Raw genomic sequence first — 16,684 nt, forward strand, 5'->3', positions numbered from 1 at the left:
TTTAAAGGGAACTTATATGAATACTTTGACACCCACTCAAGCCGTACAATTAGCAAACCTTGCTTATAAAGCAAAAAGTATTAAAACCACTAATTTACTCAATCGCACACTTCATGCCTCTTTGCGCGACAATTTTAACTTTTCTGTTAACCCTGGCGCAGTACAAGGGGTAACGGGCAGCTTTTTTTCTCATTTATTTAATTTAAGCACGGGCTTTGCTTTAGTAGGGCATGGGCTTGGCGCGTATGAGGGCGATTCGGTTATAACTATTCGGGGGACTAACTCGCTAAGAGATGGATTAACCGATGGGCACTTTGGTGTGAGTGGTGGGTCAAATGGCAGTATGGTGCATGCTGGTTTTAATAAGACTTTTTATAGTATGAAGCCTGCGCTGCAAGAGTTTATAGCAGCGAATATTCAAGATAAAGTGACTGGTTGCGTTCATTTAGTTGGCCACAGCTTGGGTGGTGCGTTAGCGACGCTTTCTGCTGATTGGATCAAAGCTGAGTATTCACTTCCTGTAAAATTATATACGTTTGGTTCGCCACGTGTTGGGCTTGAAAACTTTTCTCGCGCAGCAACATCTAGAATCGATAAAATTTATCGCTGTACACATGGGGCTGACCCAGTGGCTAAAGTGCCTTTATGGCCTTTTTCGCATGCTCCGCACAATGGCCAAGAAATACGTTTAGATAGTGGACAAGGTTTAAAAGGTGCAGCTCATACTCTTGCTGGTACGCCTGGCTACTTAAACACTGCCAATAGCAATAATTGGAACAACTTAACTATACAAGCTAATCACTTTTTAAACATGCCTGTGCGTTTAAAATTTGAAGACAGAAATCAAGCATCATTTACCTCACATTGGGCAGATAAACTAGGTGCTGCATTAATTACCCTTTTAAAAGATGCAGGCTATTACAGCGCAGTTGCTGCCCAAGCAGCTATTGGTACTGGGCTCACTTTTTACGATATGTTGGCGCGAACGCTTGATAAAATAGCTAAAGCGTCAGCCTCGTTTGCAACACAAACCTTAGGTTTATTAGGGCATATGTTAGTGTTTGCAGGCAAAGTAATTAGTAAAGCGGTGGAGCTGACTTATAGCTTTATAAAATCTGTTTTCGACTCAACCCTAGGCGCTTTATACAGAGCTGCAAGAGAAGGGCTTAGCGGCCTAGACTAACCTTAATTTAAATCTTAATCTCGCTCTAACAAAATAGCACCACTTTGGTTTTCGCCTAAGTGGTCGTTTTTGTTATACATAGGGCACTTACTCATAGATAAACACCCACAACCAATACAGCCATCTACGCGGTCGCGTAGGCGCTGCATATACGCTATGCGCTCATCAAGCTGTGCTTGCCATTGCTTTGAAAGGGCTGACCAGTCTTTTTGTGTGGGAGTGCGCTGCTCAGGTAATGTGGCCAGGGTGTGTTTAATTTCATCAAGTGTTATTCCCATGGCTTGTGCGGCTTTTATTACCGCTATACGGCGCAGCACATCTTTTTTATAGCGGCGTTGGTTGCCGCTATTTCGCCAACTACGTATGAGTCCTTTTGTTTCGTAAAAGTGTAGGGTTGATACTTTTACGCCGCTGCGCTTAGCGACATAACCTACGGTTAGGTTAGCCTCGGTTAGTTTTTTTTGATCTATTGGCATTGTTTTAAATTTCCAGTTGACCTCAATATAAGTTGAGGTTTTAAGCTTCTTTCAACATTAAAAAAGGAGCTAACTAAATGCAACAAAAACTTAAGCGTAGCACTGTTATTATTTACTCAAGCGCACGTAAAAATGGTAATACGCAGGCACACGTTAACAGCTTTGCTGAGCAAAACGATGTAAGGATAATATGTTTAGATGATTATAAAATAGCGCCGTACTGTTATAACAAAAACTATAAAAGCGATGACTTTTACGCTGTATTTGAAGCACTGTTAAAGTATGACCACTGGGTGTTTGCCTCACCCGTTTATTGGTACAGCACCACGGTACAAATGAAATTATTTATTGATAGAATAACCGACTACATGGACGATGAAGCATTAAAACCAAAGTTACGAACGCTGCGTAGTAAGCATTTTTCAGTGCTTTCTAATGCGTCATCAACTGAAGCGCCGGCGTGTTTTGTAGAGCAATTTAAAAATACGTTTAGTTATTTAGGTATGCAGTTTATTAATCATCACCATAAAAGTACCCAAAAGGTTGCTTAAATTGCAGCCTTTTTTGGTTGTCTCTGGTAGTTTAGTAATACGCTTAAAAACACAGGATTGTTTTATGAAATATTTACTAGGGTTAGTGCTGCTTTTTAGCCCGTTTATTAATGCTAATGAGCAACCAATTAACGGGTTTGGTAATTATTATAATGTACCCGAGCATGACAAAATTAATAGCTCTACGGTATTTAAAATAGCATTTGATGTCGCCGATGGTGCTAAAAAAGGCGAGCAAAATAATTCAATAAATTCGTTAGCGCGTTTTATTAACATGCATGTAGCGCATGGTGTAAAGCCTGAAAACATTCAACTTGCATTAGTTGTGCACGGCAGCGCAAGCGTTGATGTGTTAGCTAACAGCGAATATAAAAAACGCTTTAGTGATGACAATAAAAACCAAGCGTTAATTGAGCAGCTACTTGCTAATAACACTCAGGTGTATGTGTGCGGGCAATCGGCAACTCACTTTAAAGTAACGCCTGAATTGCTCATTGATGGCGTAAAAATGTCGCTTTCTGCGATGACCGCGCACGCACAACTTCAACAACAAGGCTATACGCTCAATCCATTTTAATGACGCAAATAACAAAAAATATACTCTGCTTTGGCGACTCTAATACGTGGGGTTTAAACCCCGAAACAGGTAAGCGCTATGATGAAAAGACCCGTTGGACGGCGCGGTTACAGCAACAGCTAGGCAGCGGCTTTACCGTAATAGAATCAGGGCAGCCAAACCGTACGCTTGTGAATAACCCGCCTTTTACGGGGGAGCTTAATGGTATTCGCTATTTAAAACCCGATTTGCAGCAACACGCTTTACACACGCTCATTATTGCACTTGGCACTAACGATTTAAAAAAGCGTTTTAACTTAGCCCCAACAGATATAGCCACCGGCCTTACGCATTTTATTGGCTCTATTAAACAATTTTACTCGCCTGCTAATTTACCGAACATAATTGTTATTGGTCCTTTATTTATTAACCCTCAGCATGGGTTAAGCCGTATTTATTTAAACTATAATCAAAAATTACAACCCTTAAACGCTCTCTTTAAACGTGTAGCACACGAGCACGCGCTTAATTACGTTGATATATCACACCTTAACGCCCCCCTAGGGAGTGATGGTATACATTTAAATAGCCAAGGCCATAAGCAGCTTAGCGATATACTCAGCCACCTGGTTTTGCAATTATAATGCAAACAAATCAATAAATTAAAAACGTAATTTGCTTTAATTATTTTACAAGCTTGATTGCTTTTATGCCCAGATATGCAATTATTATTGCACCTGACTCACACACAGCTTCTTTAAAAAGGTGTTATGAAACAATATCAACGTAGGTCTTTAATTGCAGTATTAAGCGGTGTCGTGGTTTTTATTATATGTGCTAGCACACTGATGTACTTTGCTGCACAAAAGCTAAGTAGGCAGTTAGCGCGAGATTCAAATTATATTGTTCAACACATAGATGCTGCCGCAACAGAACGTAGAAAAATTTTAACCCGCCTAAATAACGCAAACGCTAAACAATGCAATAACAATACATTGATAGAAATGCGCCGCGCGTTGTTTGATGCACAATACGTGATAGATATTGGCTTTTTTACAAATAATGAGCTGGTTTGCACCACCGGTGCTGGAAAGCTGGCAGCTACAATTACCGATAATCCTCCCGACTACATTCGAATTGATAAATACGATAATAAACCTGTGCGCGTAAGGTACGAACCACAATTGTATTTACTTTTGTTTAGTGGCCGTGCAATGGAAGTGATAATTGTAAGGCAAGGTAATTACAATTTAATAGTCGATACGCGCGCTTTTAACGATAAAGTAATTGTTTCTCCTCAGTGGGAAGTACTTTATAAAAATACGCGCGAGACGTTTCATTTAGCGGGGGCTAAAGGGGTTTATGAGCAGGTAAAAAATCACTCATTTTTACCTTATGAATCAATTATTAAATGCAGTACTAATAACCCCGAGTACTGCGCAGCCGCACAACTTCCGTGGAGCCAATTTTTTACTGATAATCAATTTTTATTGATTATTTCGCTTATTTTAATTTCGTTAGCGGGTGTATCGAGTGGACTGTTAATTGACTATAGCTTAGCGGCTAGGCGCTCAACTATCACGCGTGTGCGCAAAGGCCTTAAAAAAGGCTCATTTTATTGGACCTACCAACCCATTATTTGTTTGCAAACGGGTAAAGTGGTTGGCTGTGAGGCGTTAGCCCGTTTTGAAGATAAATACGGGGTTTTATTTCCTGATCAATTTATTCCTATTATAAGAAAAACCAATTTAACGTGGCGCTTTACCCAAGCCATGATTGAAAAAGTACTTTATGAGCTAACCACCGTTGAGGCATTACCGCGCAATTTTAAAATTTCTATTAATATTTTTCCCTATGATGTAGAAACAGGCAATATTGCGCTTTTAAAAGACATACCTGCACTCACCGATTCGCGCTTTATTATTTGTTTAGAAATAACAGAAGACGAATACTTAGACTCAACAGTTGCCCATACCCACTTTAAAAGGCTGGTTGAGGCGGGCTTTAATTTATCGATAGATGATTTTGGTACGGGTTACTCTAACTTAAAAAATCTACAAAACTTGAGCTTTCATCAGCTTAAAATTGACCGCACTTTTGTACAAGATATAACAACACAAGGCTTAAAGGCATCAATGATCCCTAATATTATGGCGTTGGTACGTAAGTTTAACTACACCTGTGTAGCAGAAGGCATAGAAACAAATGAGCAAGAAGCCATACTAAAACAAGCTGGCGTACATTATGGCCAAGGCTGGAAATATGCCAAGCCCATGGCACTTCGAGAGTTTAAAGCGTATTTAAAATTGCAAACGGTTTAAACGTGTTTTACCTCATACACGTATTAGTATGATATTTATAACAGTGTAAGGTTTTAAAATGATTAAAATAATAGCCAGCGCATTTATGGTGTTAATGCTTAGTGCGTGCTCAGCTCAATACCCAAATCAGCAAATTACCGGTAAGCAGTTTCCTACCATTAGCGGCCAAAGCCTAGATGAGAAAAGCGTAACCATACCGAGTAATTTTAAAGCCGATAAAACCTTGTTACTCATTGGCTATAAACAAGATAGCCAATTTGACATAGACCGTTGGTTAATTGGCTTAGACATGACAGGGGTTACATTACCCACTTACGAACTGCCTACCATAGCAGGTATGGCCCCGCGTATGTTTAGTACATTTATAGACAGCGGTATGCGCAAGGGTATACCAAAAGAGCTGTGGGGCGGGGTAATCACTATTTATGAAGATGGTGACACTGTGCAAAAATTTACAGGTAATAAAAACCCAAACAATACTCGCGTTGTTTTAATAGATAGCAAAGGTAAAATTTTACATTTTTACGATAGGGGCTTTTCGGTAGAGGCGCTTAATAAACTAAACGAAAAAATAAAATAAAGGGAGCCAAGCTCCCTTTAGTATTAAGTGTGTTTAAAACGCATAACTTACACTAAAGCGCGTAGTGCGTGGCATAATATAGCGGCCATTTGGGGCATCGGCATTACGTGGGTCGCCCTCTGTTATACCTTGCTCATCCGTTAAGTTATCAATGGCCAGTTGTAGTTTTATGCCTTCCATAGGTTCTAAAATTAGGCCTAAGTCTACTTTTTCGTAGCCATCAAGAGTCACCGTGTTTTCGTTGTTACCAAAGCGGTCATCAACAGCCGACAGTGTGCCATATAACGTGGCATACATACCTTGTAGCTCAAAGTCGTAGCTAGGTGTGATACGCACTTGCCACTTTGGCTGACGCTGAGATTCATTTCCTTCATTGGTTGGGCTTTGCGTTATTTCGGTTTCTTGTAGTGTGGTATTTAAATTAACCGAAAAACCCGACTGATGATTAAAGTTATAATCAAGCTCAACACCGTACGCTTCGTTTGTTAAAATTTCTGCAGGTACACCTGGGCGGCGTACAAATGTATCGCCCTTTACTTCGTTAACAAACAAGGTAGCGTAAAAGTCTGTAGAGTCAGAAATTAGCTTGTAGCCAAATTCGCCTTGGGTTACTTCTTTAATTAGCTTTTCGCCGCCTTCATAAGCGCTAAAGTTATCTCTAAAGTCGTCAAAGTAAGGCATTTTATAACCACGGTTTACGCGTGCAAATACACCCATGTAATCGTTTATTGAATAGTTAATCCCCGTTGTCCACGATGTTTTACTTTCATCATAGTTAACTGTTTTGGTAATAATTCCATCAAGGTCTTCATCAACACTGTATTCTACTTCATGACTTTCGTGGCGCACGCCTGCATCTAATGTAAAGTCGTCGGCAAATTTGTATTGAGCTGTTACATAAAACGCATTGGTGCGCGCATCACCTGTTGAGCTAATATCGTAGTTAAAATCGCAGCCATCAGTGCTTTGATTACACTCAATGCCAGTTAGCGACTCGCCGCCGGCTTCTAGTACGTGGTAAGCCGTATTACCTAAACTCCACCAATCGTTTGCCGATGTACTAGCTGTGTAGTAACCAAACGTGGCTGATAAATTATCAAATTGCTTTGAAAACGCTAAATCGTTTGTAAATGAGCTAATTTCTTTTAAAACAACCCAGCGGCCAAGTTGTTGTATTGGGGTGTCGCTTGCGTACTCAGTATTGGTTACTGCACCAAATGCGGTTTGCCCATTATCGGCAACTGCACCAACCGTGGTTGCTGAGCCACTTGGCACCAACCCGTATGTATTGGCATCCCCTTTAGTTATATTAAAGCGGTCAGAAAATTGCCAACCATTATCAAGCTCTAGTTTAATGCTACCGCCTGTTACATGGCCGTCCCAGCCTCGGCCATCCCCTAAGTCAATATCGTGTGCTTGTGCATCGGGGCCGGTAAAAATGGTTGCTTGGCGGTTTAACGTGCCAAGTTGGGTATATTCTGCGTCAATCCCTTCAATATTAAGGGGGGTTGGTAAGTACCATGCACCGTGGTCATCTGTTTGGCGAGTGTAAAAGTTAAGCTCGCCGTTATCTAAATCTTTAGTGATATTAATGGTAAATTGGCTGCCTTTCTCAGAGGTAAAACCTGCATCACGAATACCCGGAGAGCTTTTTACATACCCGCCAACCATAAAGTATAAATCGTCAGTAATTTCACCACTAATAACAGCATCTACTCGTTGTAGGTCGTAATCAGATGTTGTGTATTTAAATAAGCCTTCGGTGTCTTCACCACCGCGCTTTAGCCTAAAGTTAGTTGTTAAACCCGGTTGGCCGTTTGATAAAACAGGGTTCGGCCCACCGCGTAAAGCCTCCATGGTCTCAATCGTTTCATCAATTCTAAAAAGTGAAGAGTTTTCTAAAAACGATAATGTAGGGGCTGGGTAAACGGGTGACCCTTCAATACTTAGGGTTAAAAATGGGGCGTCACCGCCGCCAGGAAAACCACGTACAAATACATTGGCACCAGATTCACCCCCTGAGCTTTCTACCCAAACCCCAGGTACGGCTTTAAACAGATCGGCAGTGCTTTTAGGTGAAAGTTTAATAATTTGTTGGCTATCAATATTTGTAACAGCGTAGCCTGCATCTATTTTTCTGATGCCGACCCCGGTAGGTGTGCCCGAAACAACAATTCGCTCTACCTTGGTTTCTTGTGCTTGCTCTTGTGCAAAGGTGGCGTGTGAGCTCAAGGCTAAAGTTATAGCGCACGCTAATGTACTTTTTGCTTTATTGAATGTCATGTGTGATCCCGTTTTTAGTGTGTTAAACAGTGTGTTTTTTACTGCGCTGTATACAAAGTTTTTATGTAAACAGGCTGTATATGATGAAACCTTAAAGATTAATGCAAACGTTTGCAATATTTATTTGTAAATTATTTATGAATTATATTTGTAGAAATATTGAGCGTAAAAGCCTAGGTATGGCTTTTTTAGCCTGTGAGGCAAGCCAGAAAAAATTAATAATGCTATATTGTCAGCTAGTTACATTAAACATTAGTTAATACAACGCGGCTCAGGGTTTTCATGGATAACAAAAAAATAAAATTAGCTGATTTAGCAAAGCTGGCAGGGGTGTCTACCTCTACGGTTTCGCGTGCTTTAAATGACAACCCGTTAATAAAACAAGAAACACGCGATAAATTAAAACAACTCGCTAAAGAGCATAATTTTAGTTTAAACACCGCTGCAAGCCGCTTGCGAACGCAAAAAACAAATGTTGTTGCTGTTATCATTAACTTAGATGAACAAACCGAACAATCGATTAGCGATCCATTTTTACTTAAAGTGGTTAGCGAAATTAATCTTGCACTTAATCAACAAGGGCTAGAGCTTTTATTGTCTAATTCAATAATGGCACAGCACGATTGGGCCAATTATTTTATTAATGGTCGAAGGGCCGATGGTATTATTGTGGTTGGGCAGGGTAAAGATCAGCGCAATATAGAGGCGGCTGCTAAAGCGGGGATCCCTTTGGTTGTGTGGGGAGACCCTAAAACACCCAGTAATTACCCTATTGTAGGCAGTGATAACTACCTAGGTGGAATGCAAGCCACTGCGCACTTAATCGAACACGGTGCAAAAAATATTTTATTTTTAGGCGACCCAGAGCACGGTGAAATTAGCGAAAGGCACCGTGGTTATGCGGCTGCGCTATCTACACATAAACTAGAGCAGCACGTTGTTTCTATTGATATTACTAGTAGTTCGGCGTATCAAGAAATTAATAGTCTATTGCGCGAAAAAGGGCTCTACTTTGATGCAATAATGGCTTGTAGCGATATGGTTGCCTTAGGGGCAATGAAGGCGTTAAAAGAGCGCTATGTCAGTATTCCTAATGATGTTGCATTGGTTGGCTTTGACGATATAGCAATGGCAGATATTAGCCATCCGTCGCTTTCAACAATTAAACAAAATACTCAATTAGCGGCTGAACTTTTAGTTAAAAAGCTTATGCAACAATTTATGGGTCAAAAAGTTGAATCTCAAGTTATTGATATAGAATTAATAACTCGTCAATCGAGCAAACGTTGATTTATGGATGATAGATACAAATTTTAAAACTTAAAATGCAAACGATTGCATTGATTTTTATTCTACACTAAACTCAACGTTCACTGACACAAACACACACGCTAATTACCCAAAGGTGTTAGCTTTAATCGTTATGGCGCACTGCGTTATAAGTAAGGCAAGCTATGAGTAAAACAAAAATCACACTAGCAATTGCTGCAAGCTATTTTATTTTCGCAATATTATTAAATAGCGTAGGAACAGTCATTTTGCAGGCAATAAACACACTGGGCGTTAGCAAAACTGAGGCGTCTGTTTTGGAAGGCTTTAAAGACTTATCAATTGCGATAATGTCTTTTGTTGTTGCCTCGTTCATTCCAAGGTTAGGGTATAAGCTCGCAATGTTAGGGGCTTTAGCGGTCGTTGCATTAGTGTGCTTAAGCACCGCACTGATCAGCGAATTTTATATGTTTAAAGTGCTATTTGCAGTGATAGGCTGTGGCTTTGCGGTAGTCAAAGTTTCTGTTTATTCGATTATTGGCCAAGTAACCGAAGATGCTAATAGTCACTCGTCACTTTTAAACACCATCGAAGGCATTTTTATGGTGGGTGTATTAAGTGGTTATTGGATTTTTACCGCCTTTATAGACCCAAGCCAAAGCAATGCGTGGCTCAATGTTTATTACGCGTTGGCTGCGCTTACTTTAATTGTATTACTAAGTGTTGTTATTGCACCGATTGCGCCGGCAATTGATAAAAATAAAACTGACTCTAGTTTGAGTGACTTTATAGCCATGCTTAAATTAACGTATCAGCCCTTGGTGCTTATTTTTATTATAAGTGCATTTTTATATGTTCTTATTGAACAAGGCGTAGGCACTTGGCTGCCAACCTTTAATAACCAAGTTTTACAATTGCCTGTGGCTATAAGTATTCAGTTAGCGAGTATTTTTGCAGCGGCGTTAGCGTTTGGTCGCTTAGTTGCGGGGCAGGTGCTTAAGCACATTAATTGGTTTTTTGTGCTGTGCGGATGCTTAGTCGCCATGGCATTACTTATTATTATAACGTTACCCCTAACTGAAAACCTGCCTAATACAGCAATCACTAGCCTATTTGATGCACCACTAGCTGCATTTGTTTTGCCCCTCATTGGCTTTTTTATGGCGCCAATTTATCCAGTGTTAAATTCGGTAATGCTCAGCGCATTAGAAAAGCACCAGCATGCAGCCATGACAGGGTTAATCGTTGTGTTTTCAGCACTTGGAGGCACAACTGGTTCAATGATCACAGGCTACGTATTTGAGCATTTTAGTGGTCAGCACGCATTTTACCTGTCGTTAATTCCCATTAGCTTAATTTTTATAAGCGTGATTATTTTTAAACAGCGCACCCGCGCCATTTCTCAGCACGCTGCCAGCATATAATTGATTTAGGATTGTTATGAATTTTTTTGAGAGCCAGTTATTTAAAGATGTACAGACCCAACATATTTTTGATGACTGTAAAACATTTGCAGATGCAACTGCACGAAACAGCTGGCAAAGTGCGTGTAAACACTACGAGCAAGTAGCACCACTTAATCAAGCCCAATTAAAAGAGTTTGTAAATGCTCACTTTATTACGACCCCCTTACTCCGTATGCAAAGTGAGCCAGATACCGCAAGCGTTAAGCACTATATTAACTCTTTGTGGCATGGTTTGAGACGGGCGGCTGATAAACCTAAAGCCGATTCTTTATTAGCATTAAAGCATAGCTACATTGTGCCTGGTGGGCGTTTTCAGGAAATATACTACTGGGATAGCTACTTTACAGCGCTTGGCTTAATGGATGCTAATAAACCTGAAATTGTTGAAGATATGCTGCAAAACTTTATCGACCTTATAAACGATTATGGGTGTATTCCAAATGGCAATCGCAGTTACTACTTATCGCGTTCACAGCCACCTATTTTAGCGCTTATGGTTGAATTACTATGGCAGCACGAACACAACAAAACCAATAATGTAGCGTGGCTTGAAAAATGTGTTGATGCGCTTGAAAAAGAGTATGCGTTTTGGATGCAAGGCGCAGAAGAGCTTACTAACGAGAAAACGACACTAAGGCGAGTTGTAAAAATGCCATGCGGTGGCAAGCTAAATCGTTATTGGGACGATGAAGCAACCCCTAGGGCAGAATCCCTGAGAGAAGATCTGGCACTCGCAGAGGGCTTAGCTGAGCATAAAAAGCCCGACTTTTATCGACATATACGCGCAGCGTGTGAATCAGGCTGGGACTTTAGTTCTCGCTGGCTAGCTGAGCCTGATTCACTTAGCTCTATACAAACGACCGATATAATACCCATTGATCTTAATTGTTTGCTTTATAACCTAGAAAAACAGCTTAGTAAGTTTAATAAGCTGCTAGGTAATAGCCAACAAGCCGATTTATTTAGCGACTACGCAGCAGCTCGCCGCACACTGATTAATAAATACATGTGGAGTGAGCAACAACACTTTTTTGTTGATTATAATCATCACAAAGCGAGTCAATCTAAGGTGTTAAGCGCTGCCGCAAGTACTGCATTATTTTTTAACTTAGCGTCTGAGCAACAAGCTCAACATATTGCCGAGCGACTAAGCCGCGACTTTTTAAAGGCCGGCGGCATAGTTACTACCGTTACCTCTACATCACAGCAATGGGATAGCCCTAATGGGTGGGCTCCGCTGCAGTGGTTTGCTGTTAAAGGGCTTGATAATTACGGTTTTAGTGATCTTAGTAAACGTATAATGCAAAACTGGCTAACAATGGTAGAAAACGACTTTTCTGTTAATCAGTGCCTACTAGAAAAATACAATGTGTGCGTGCCTCAATTAAAAGCAGGGGGCGGAGAATACGTAGTACAGCAAGGTTTTGGCTGGACTAACGGGGTTACCTCACGCTTTTATGCCTTGTGTGAGGACTGATCAGAGCAGTGTTTTATATGAAAATAATTCACTAATTTTCATTAAGTTATTGTAACTATTAACTAAATATTATTGGTGGTTGTTTTATGCCGTGTATGAATAATACCAAGGGCGCATTGTAAGTTGTTAATAAATTCGGTAATGTGGTGTAAACATTTCAAGGACGAAATCTATGCTACAACCACACGCCGTTTTTGTAAAAACCACGTTTCAATCTTCTTTTCACTGTGAAAGCTACACAACTATATTAAAAACCATGCAAGCCATTTTTGGCGATATTAAAATGGACGACGTGATCCCTAAAAACGAGAAAAGGGACAAGTTTGATTTATTTTTAATTGATGGCGATAAAAATAACTGGTTAGATTTGCTGCCTGCCGACTTAATTTGCCTCGCTAAAAAGCATAAAGTTGTCTTATTTAATGTAGAGCCCAATGCCGTGTGCGAAAAAAACCTACTGTTAAATCATTTCAATGGTGTGTTTTATAAATCAGATGCACCAGAAACTATTTTTAAAGGGCTAGTTAGAATAACCTCAGGCGAGTTATGGTTTACGCGAAAGGTTATATCAAAAGCGTTTTCAGATATTCTCTCGGTTACCTCTTCGTTTAATAGCCTACAAGAAGACATTACCCTCAAAAAAGGGGATTACGCGCACCTTACTAAACGTGAAAAATCGGTTATTCACTTAATTGCTCAAGGGGCGAGCAATAACGCCATTGCCGATAAACTTAATATAAGTGACCACACCGTTAAAACGCATTTGTACAGTGCCTTTAAAAAAACCAATTCTCGTAACCGTGTTGAATTAGCAAATTGGGCTCAGCGTTACATATCGGTGTTATTACCTATGGCTAAGTAAACCACTACTCCTAAAGTGGCCTTAAGCCCAGCACTGCTGGGCTTTTTTTGTTTTACGATAAATCTAATAAGCTCTTAGAGTTTAGTTTTAACGGCTCACATCTAGGCTTTATTATACCAATGCGCATAACTAAATGATTAAGTACTATTGCGGATTGGTATTATACGGATGAGTTTTAAGCCAGTGCTCGGCTATTTGTTCGCGCGTGGCAAACCACACTTGCTCATGCGATTTAGCATATTCTAAAAACCGTGCAAGGGCTTTAATGCGCCCTGGGCGGCCAATTAAGCGACAATGCAGCCCTATAGACATCATTTTAGGGGCGTTTTCACCTTGGGGGTCGCCTTCCTCGTATAGCGTATCGAATGCATCTTTTAAATAATTATAAAACTGATCGCCGGCATTAAAGCCTTGCACTGCAGCAAAGCGCATGTCGTTTACATCAAGCGTATAGGGCACTATTAGCTGTGGCTTACCTTCTTTAATACTGTAAAAGGGTAAGTCGTCGCTGTAATCGTCGGCATCATATAAAAACGAGCCATTTTCTACCACAAGGGCTGCTGTGTTAGGGCTTGTGCGCCCGGTGTACCAGCCTGTGGGCTTTTTACCGGTAAGCGTTTGAATGATTTCAATGGCTTTTTGCATGTGCTCGCGCTCGGTTTGTTTATCTATATGTTGATAATTAATCCAGCGCAGGCCGTGGCTTGCAATTTCGTGCCCAGCCTCAACAAAGGCTTTAGCTATATCGGGGTGGCGCTCAAGGGCCATTGCCACAGCAAAAATGGTGACCGGTATATCGTATTTTTTAAAGAGTTTAAGTAAGCGCCACACACCCGCTCGCGAGCCATATTCGTAAATAGACTCCATGCTTATGTGGCGGTCTTCTACATGCGGGGCGCTGACTATTTCAGATAAAAATGTTTCGGCCGCTGCATCACCATGCAGTACACAGTTTTCACCGCCTTCTTCGTAATTTAACACTACTTGCACGGCTATACGGGCTTTATTAGGCCAATTGGCATGCGGAGTGTGTGCACCATAACCAATTAAATCGCGCGGGTAGTGTTTAAATTGCTCGCTCATGTTACTGCTCCTTTTTTACTGCGCTAAGCCAAGTGCTAAGCGTTTTGCGCTCTGCATCAGTCATTTTGGTCATGTTAGCCAATGGCATATCTTTGGTAATAACGGCGCGAGTATGAATAAGTGCACTGGCTTTTTTTACATCAGCAAGTGAGTCGAGCTTAAAGCCGAGCGGCGCGGTTTGAAAAAGCTTTGAGGTAGGGGTTTCACTGTGGCACTGTGTACAGTGTTTATTAATAATATCCCATGCTTGCGCATCGCTTATACTTGCTTGTAGCTCATTGTTCGCGTTTACAGAACTACTTGGCCACGGTGCAATGGCTAGCATTAACGCAAAAAACGCGGCAATACCGCTTATTAGTACTGAAGGCTTATTAACACCTTGGTGCTTTAAATTAAAAAAGTGGCGTATCCACATACCAATAATAAAAAAGCCAATAAGCACTAACCAGCCAAACTCATGGCTATAGGTATACGAAAAATGGTTACTTAGCATAATAAATATAACTGGTAGGGTGGCGTAGTTATTATGGACCGAGCACTGCTTTGCTTTTAAGCCCGGCGCTGAATCAGGAATGCGCCCAGCTTCTACTTCGCTTACCATGTAGTGCTGTGCAGGCATAATAATGTGATATACATTACCGGCCATACAGGTACCAATTAATGCACCAACATGAATATACACTGCGCGGTCACTAAATAGCTGATCAACCCCATACGTCCATAACGCTAAAAAGCCTACACCTAGGGCAATAAATGCCTTGCCATTTTCAACAAGCGGGCTTTTACACAATAACCGATAAACACCATAGCCTAAGCCTATAAAACCAAGTGATGCACCAATAGCCGCAAACTTACTGAGCTCACTTTTACTGGCATCAAGTAAATACACATCTGCACCCACATAATATAACAGCGTAAATAACAGCGCGCCGCTGATCCAGGTTGTGTAGGCCTCCCACTTAAACCAATGTAGGGTAGAGGGCATTTGTTCTGGGCCATTTTGATACTTAGCCACTTCGTAAAAGCCGCCGCCATGAATAGCCCATAAATCGCCTTTTATGCCTTTATCTTGTTTCCATTGTGGCGGTGTTTGTAAGTTATTATCAAGCCACACAAAATAAAATGAGGCGCCTATCCACGCTATACCTGCTACCACGTGAAAGTATCTAAACACCAAATGAGCAAGCTCAAATAAATAGTTTTCCATCGGGTTATGCCTCTTCTAAATCGGGTGTGGGTGTGGCTGCAAACTGGGCTTGTTGGTCGCGTTTATACACGCTTTTACCCATAATGTAGGTTTGTTCAATACAGCGGTCGTCGCCTAGCATCATCATGGCAAAAAGCTGTTCGTGAAGGGTTTTGGCATGGCCAATTCTGAACTTTAAAAAGGAGGTGGCCGCGTAATCCATTACAATAAAGTCGGCCTCGCAGCCTTCATTAAAGTTACCTATGGTGCCTTCTAAATCAAGGGCACGTGCGCCGCCTAGGGTGGCTAAATAAACCCCTTTAAATGCTGAAAACTTTTGACCCTGTAGCTGCTGAATTTTGTACGCTTCGTTACCTGTTTGTAGCATAGAAAAACTTGTGCCTGCGCCTACATCGGTACCCATACCCACATTTATTCCATGCTCTTCACATCTCTTTAAATTTAAAAGCCCCGAGCCTAAAAACAAGTTAGAGGTAGGGCAATGCGATATAGCCGCGTTGTTATCGGCAAGGCAGCACAGCTCGCGCTCAGATAAATGAATACTATGGGCAAATACCGAGCGTTTACGCACCATTTTAGCTTGCTCGTAAACGCCAAGGTAATCATCAGCCTCTGGGAATAACCCTTTTACCCATTCGCACTCGTCTTTGTTTTCAGATAAGTGCGTATGCAGGTAGGTGTCGGGGTATTCTTCTAATAATTGAGTACATTTTTGTAGTTGCTCTGGGGTAGATGTGGGTGCAAAACGTGGCGTTACTGCATAGCTTAATCTATCCACATTATGCCATTTTTCTATCAGTGCTTTTGATTGATCGTAACTGGTTTGCGCGCAATCTGATAAATCATCTGGGCAGTTTCTGTCCATCATTACCTTACCGGCAATCATACGTAAATTACGTTTTTGAGATTCGTTAAAAAACGCATCCACCGATTGCGGGTGCACAGTACCAAATACCAATGCGGTGGTGGTGCCGTTACGCAGTAGCTCATCTAAAAAGCGGTTAGATATGTCTTTTGAATAATGCTCACAGGTAAACTTTTTTTCGGTTGGGAAGGCATATTCGGTAAGCCAGCTTAAAAGCTGCTCGCCATACGCGCCGATCATTTCGGTTTGCGGCAAATGTATGTGCGTGTCTATCATACCGGGCATTACTAATTTACCATCGTGGCGAATAATAGTGGCTGACTTATCAATGCTTGGCAGTATGTCTTGCTCGTAACCAAGGTTAACCACTTTGCCGTTTTGAATAACTAACGCGCCTTTTTCAAAATAGCGATGGGCGCTTTCTACTGCTATGGCGGGGTCCTCAACAAAATCGAGTATGTTGGCACAAATTACGGTCATTTTATTATTGTTGTGGGTGCTCATA

Annotated in this window: 14 protein-coding genes and 1 pseudogene; 10 read left to right on the forward strand and 5 right to left on the reverse strand. The window is 41.1% G+C overall.

Translation table 11 applies throughout. The annotated features are described in order from the left end of the window. Positions 1 to 16: 16 nt before the first annotated feature. Positions 17 to 1,183, forward strand: coding sequence for a lipase family protein (locus MSC25_RS11145; protein WP_064387120.1), 1,167 nt, complete (start codon positions 17 to 19; stop codon positions 1,181 to 1,183). Positions 1,184 to 1,197: 14 nt separating this feature from the next. Here the strand turns inward: MSC25_RS11145 and soxR are convergent, their stop codons facing one another. Further along, a complete protein-coding gene (gene soxR / locus MSC25_RS11150) occupies positions 1,198 to 1,659 on the reverse strand; it encodes a redox-sensitive transcriptional activator SoxR (RefSeq protein WP_024032854.1) in 462 nt (153 codons plus the stop codon). Between the two features lie 77 nt (positions 1,660 to 1,736). On the opposite strand from soxR, the gene MSC25_RS11155 reads away from it, so the two are divergent. From MSC25_RS11155 to MSC25_RS11175, 5 genes are all read left to right on the forward strand, one after another. Beyond that, on the forward strand, positions 1,737 to 2,210 hold the full coding sequence (locus MSC25_RS11155; RefSeq protein WP_138576565.1) for a flavodoxin family protein: 474 nt from the start codon (positions 1,737 to 1,739) through the stop codon (positions 2,208 to 2,210). Positions 2,211 to 2,274: 64 nt separating this feature from the next. Beyond that, complete coding sequence (locus MSC25_RS11160) at positions 2,275 to 2,787, forward strand: DsrE family protein (protein WP_055255506.1); 513 nt, start codon at positions 2,275 to 2,277, stop codon at positions 2,785 to 2,787. Continuing rightward, positions 2,787 to 3,410 carry a GDSL-type esterase/lipase family protein gene (locus MSC25_RS11165; RefSeq protein WP_248443429.1) on the forward strand — a complete coding sequence of 208 codons (624 nt, stop codon included), beginning with the start codon at positions 2,787 to 2,789 and terminating at the stop codon, positions 3,408 to 3,410. Before MSC25_RS11160 ends, MSC25_RS11165 begins: the two co-directional genes overlap by 1 nt. A gap of 126 nt (positions 3,411 to 3,536) precedes the next feature. Beyond that, positions 3,537 to 5,087, forward strand: a complete 1,551-nt coding sequence (locus MSC25_RS11170) for an EAL domain-containing protein (RefSeq protein WP_248443430.1) — start codon at positions 3,537 to 3,539, stop codon at positions 5,085 to 5,087. 58 nt (positions 5,088 to 5,145) lie between these two features. Continuing rightward, entirely contained in the window at positions 5,146 to 5,667 is a 522-nt protein-coding gene (locus MSC25_RS11175; RefSeq protein ID WP_054981684.1) for a hypothetical protein, read from the forward strand. A gap of 33 nt (positions 5,668 to 5,700) precedes the next feature. Here the strand turns inward: MSC25_RS11175 and MSC25_RS11180 are convergent, their stop codons facing one another. Continuing rightward, positions 5,701 to 7,950 carry a TonB-dependent receptor gene (locus MSC25_RS11180; protein WP_248443431.1) on the reverse strand — a complete coding sequence of 750 codons (2,250 nt, stop codon included), beginning with the start codon at positions 7,948 to 7,950 and terminating at the stop codon, positions 5,701 to 5,703. 279 nt (positions 7,951 to 8,229) lie between these two features. Between MSC25_RS11180 and MSC25_RS11185 the strand changes: the two are divergent. The 4 genes and pseudogenes from MSC25_RS11185 to MSC25_RS11200 form a co-directional block, all read left to right on the forward strand. Next, positions 8,230 to 9,240 (forward strand): annotated as a pseudogene (locus MSC25_RS11185) (LacI family DNA-binding transcriptional regulator); the annotation flags it as partial. Positions 9,241 to 9,404: 164 nt separating this feature from the next. Then, on the forward strand, positions 9,405 to 10,643 hold the full coding sequence (locus tag MSC25_RS11190) for an MFS transporter (protein ID WP_121638305.1): 1,239 nt from the start codon (positions 9,405 to 9,407) through the stop codon (positions 10,641 to 10,643). Positions 10,644 to 10,659: 16 nt separating this feature from the next. Then, positions 10,660 to 12,162 carry a trehalase family glycosidase gene (locus tag MSC25_RS11195; protein ID WP_248443432.1) on the forward strand — a complete coding sequence of 501 codons (1,503 nt, stop codon included), beginning with the start codon at positions 10,660 to 10,662 and terminating at the stop codon, positions 12,160 to 12,162. Positions 12,163 to 12,334: 172 nt separating this feature from the next. Beyond that, on the forward strand, positions 12,335 to 13,024 hold the full coding sequence (locus MSC25_RS11200; RefSeq protein ID WP_248443433.1) for a response regulator transcription factor: 690 nt from the start codon (positions 12,335 to 12,337) through the stop codon (positions 13,022 to 13,024). Positions 13,025 to 13,168: 144 nt separating this feature from the next. Here MSC25_RS11200 and puuE read toward each other — a convergent pair whose 3' ends face one another. From puuE to guaD, 3 genes are read right to left on the reverse strand one after another with little or no spacing between them, the layout of a single operon-like run. After that, positions 13,169 to 14,107 (reverse strand): allantoinase PuuE, encoded by a 939-nt coding sequence (gene puuE, locus MSC25_RS11205; protein WP_054981688.1) that lies wholly within the window; start codon positions 14,105 to 14,107, stop codon positions 13,169 to 13,171. A gap of 1 nt (position 14,108) precedes the next feature. Then, positions 14,109 to 15,314, reverse strand: coding sequence for a urate hydroxylase PuuD (locus MSC25_RS11210; protein WP_248443435.1), 1,206 nt, complete (start codon positions 15,312 to 15,314; stop codon positions 14,109 to 14,111). 4 nt (positions 15,315 to 15,318) lie between these two features. After that, the gene (gene guaD, locus MSC25_RS11215) at positions 15,319 to 16,683 is read right to left on the reverse strand and encodes a guanine deaminase (protein ID WP_248443436.1); all 1,365 of its coding nucleotides are present in this window, start codon (positions 16,681 to 16,683) and stop codon (positions 15,319 to 15,321) included. Position 16,684: the final 1 nt, after the last annotated feature.

It is taken from the genome of Pseudoalteromonas sp. 1CM17D (assembly GCF_023161805.1).
Classification (GTDB): domain Bacteria; phylum Pseudomonadota; class Gammaproteobacteria; order Enterobacterales; family Alteromonadaceae; genus Pseudoalteromonas; species Pseudoalteromonas atlantica.

What these genes read in the sequence shown, in the direction of transcription:
- MSC25_RS11160 (WP_055255506.1), top strand. Translation starts at nt 2,275, where the DNA reads ATGAAATATTTACTAGGGTTAGTGCTGCTTTTTAGCCCGTTTATTAAT.
- MSC25_RS11145 (WP_064387120.1), top strand. Translation starts at nt 17, where the DNA reads ATGAATACTTTGACACCCACTCAAGCCGTACAATTAGCAAACCTTGCT.
- MSC25_RS11165 (WP_248443429.1), top strand. Translation starts at nt 2,787, where the DNA reads ATGACGCAAATAACAAAAAATATACTCTGCTTTGGCGACTCTAATACG.
- MSC25_RS11200 (WP_248443433.1), top strand. Translation starts at nt 12,335, where the DNA reads ATGCTACAACCACACGCCGTTTTTGTAAAAACCACGTTTCAATCTTCT.
- MSC25_RS11210 (WP_248443435.1), bottom strand. Translation starts at nt 15,314, where the DNA reads ATGGAAAACTATTTATTTGAGCTTGCTCATTTGGTGTTTAGATACTTT.
- guaD (WP_248443436.1), bottom strand. Translation starts at nt 16,683, where the DNA reads ATGAGCACCCACAACAATAATAAAATGACCGTAATTTGTGCCAACATA.
- MSC25_RS11170 (WP_248443430.1), top strand. Translation starts at nt 3,537, where the DNA reads ATGAAACAATATCAACGTAGGTCTTTAATTGCAGTATTAAGCGGTGTC.
- MSC25_RS11175 (WP_054981684.1), top strand. Translation starts at nt 5,146, where the DNA reads ATGATTAAAATAATAGCCAGCGCATTTATGGTGTTAATGCTTAGTGCG.
- puuE (WP_054981688.1), bottom strand. Translation starts at nt 14,107, where the DNA reads ATGAGCGAGCAATTTAAACACTACCCGCGCGATTTAATTGGTTATGGT.
- MSC25_RS11190 (WP_121638305.1), top strand. Translation starts at nt 9,405, where the DNA reads ATGAGTAAAACAAAAATCACACTAGCAATTGCTGCAAGCTATTTTATT.
- MSC25_RS11195 (WP_248443432.1), top strand. Translation starts at nt 10,660, where the DNA reads ATGAATTTTTTTGAGAGCCAGTTATTTAAAGATGTACAGACCCAACAT.
- soxR (WP_024032854.1), bottom strand. Translation starts at nt 1,659, where the DNA reads ATGCCAATAGATCAAAAAAAACTAACCGAGGCTAACCTAACCGTAGGT.
- MSC25_RS11180 (WP_248443431.1), bottom strand. Translation starts at nt 7,950, where the DNA reads ATGACATTCAATAAAGCAAAAAGTACATTAGCGTGCGCTATAACTTTA.
- MSC25_RS11155 (WP_138576565.1), top strand. Translation starts at nt 1,737, where the DNA reads ATGCAACAAAAACTTAAGCGTAGCACTGTTATTATTTACTCAAGCGCA.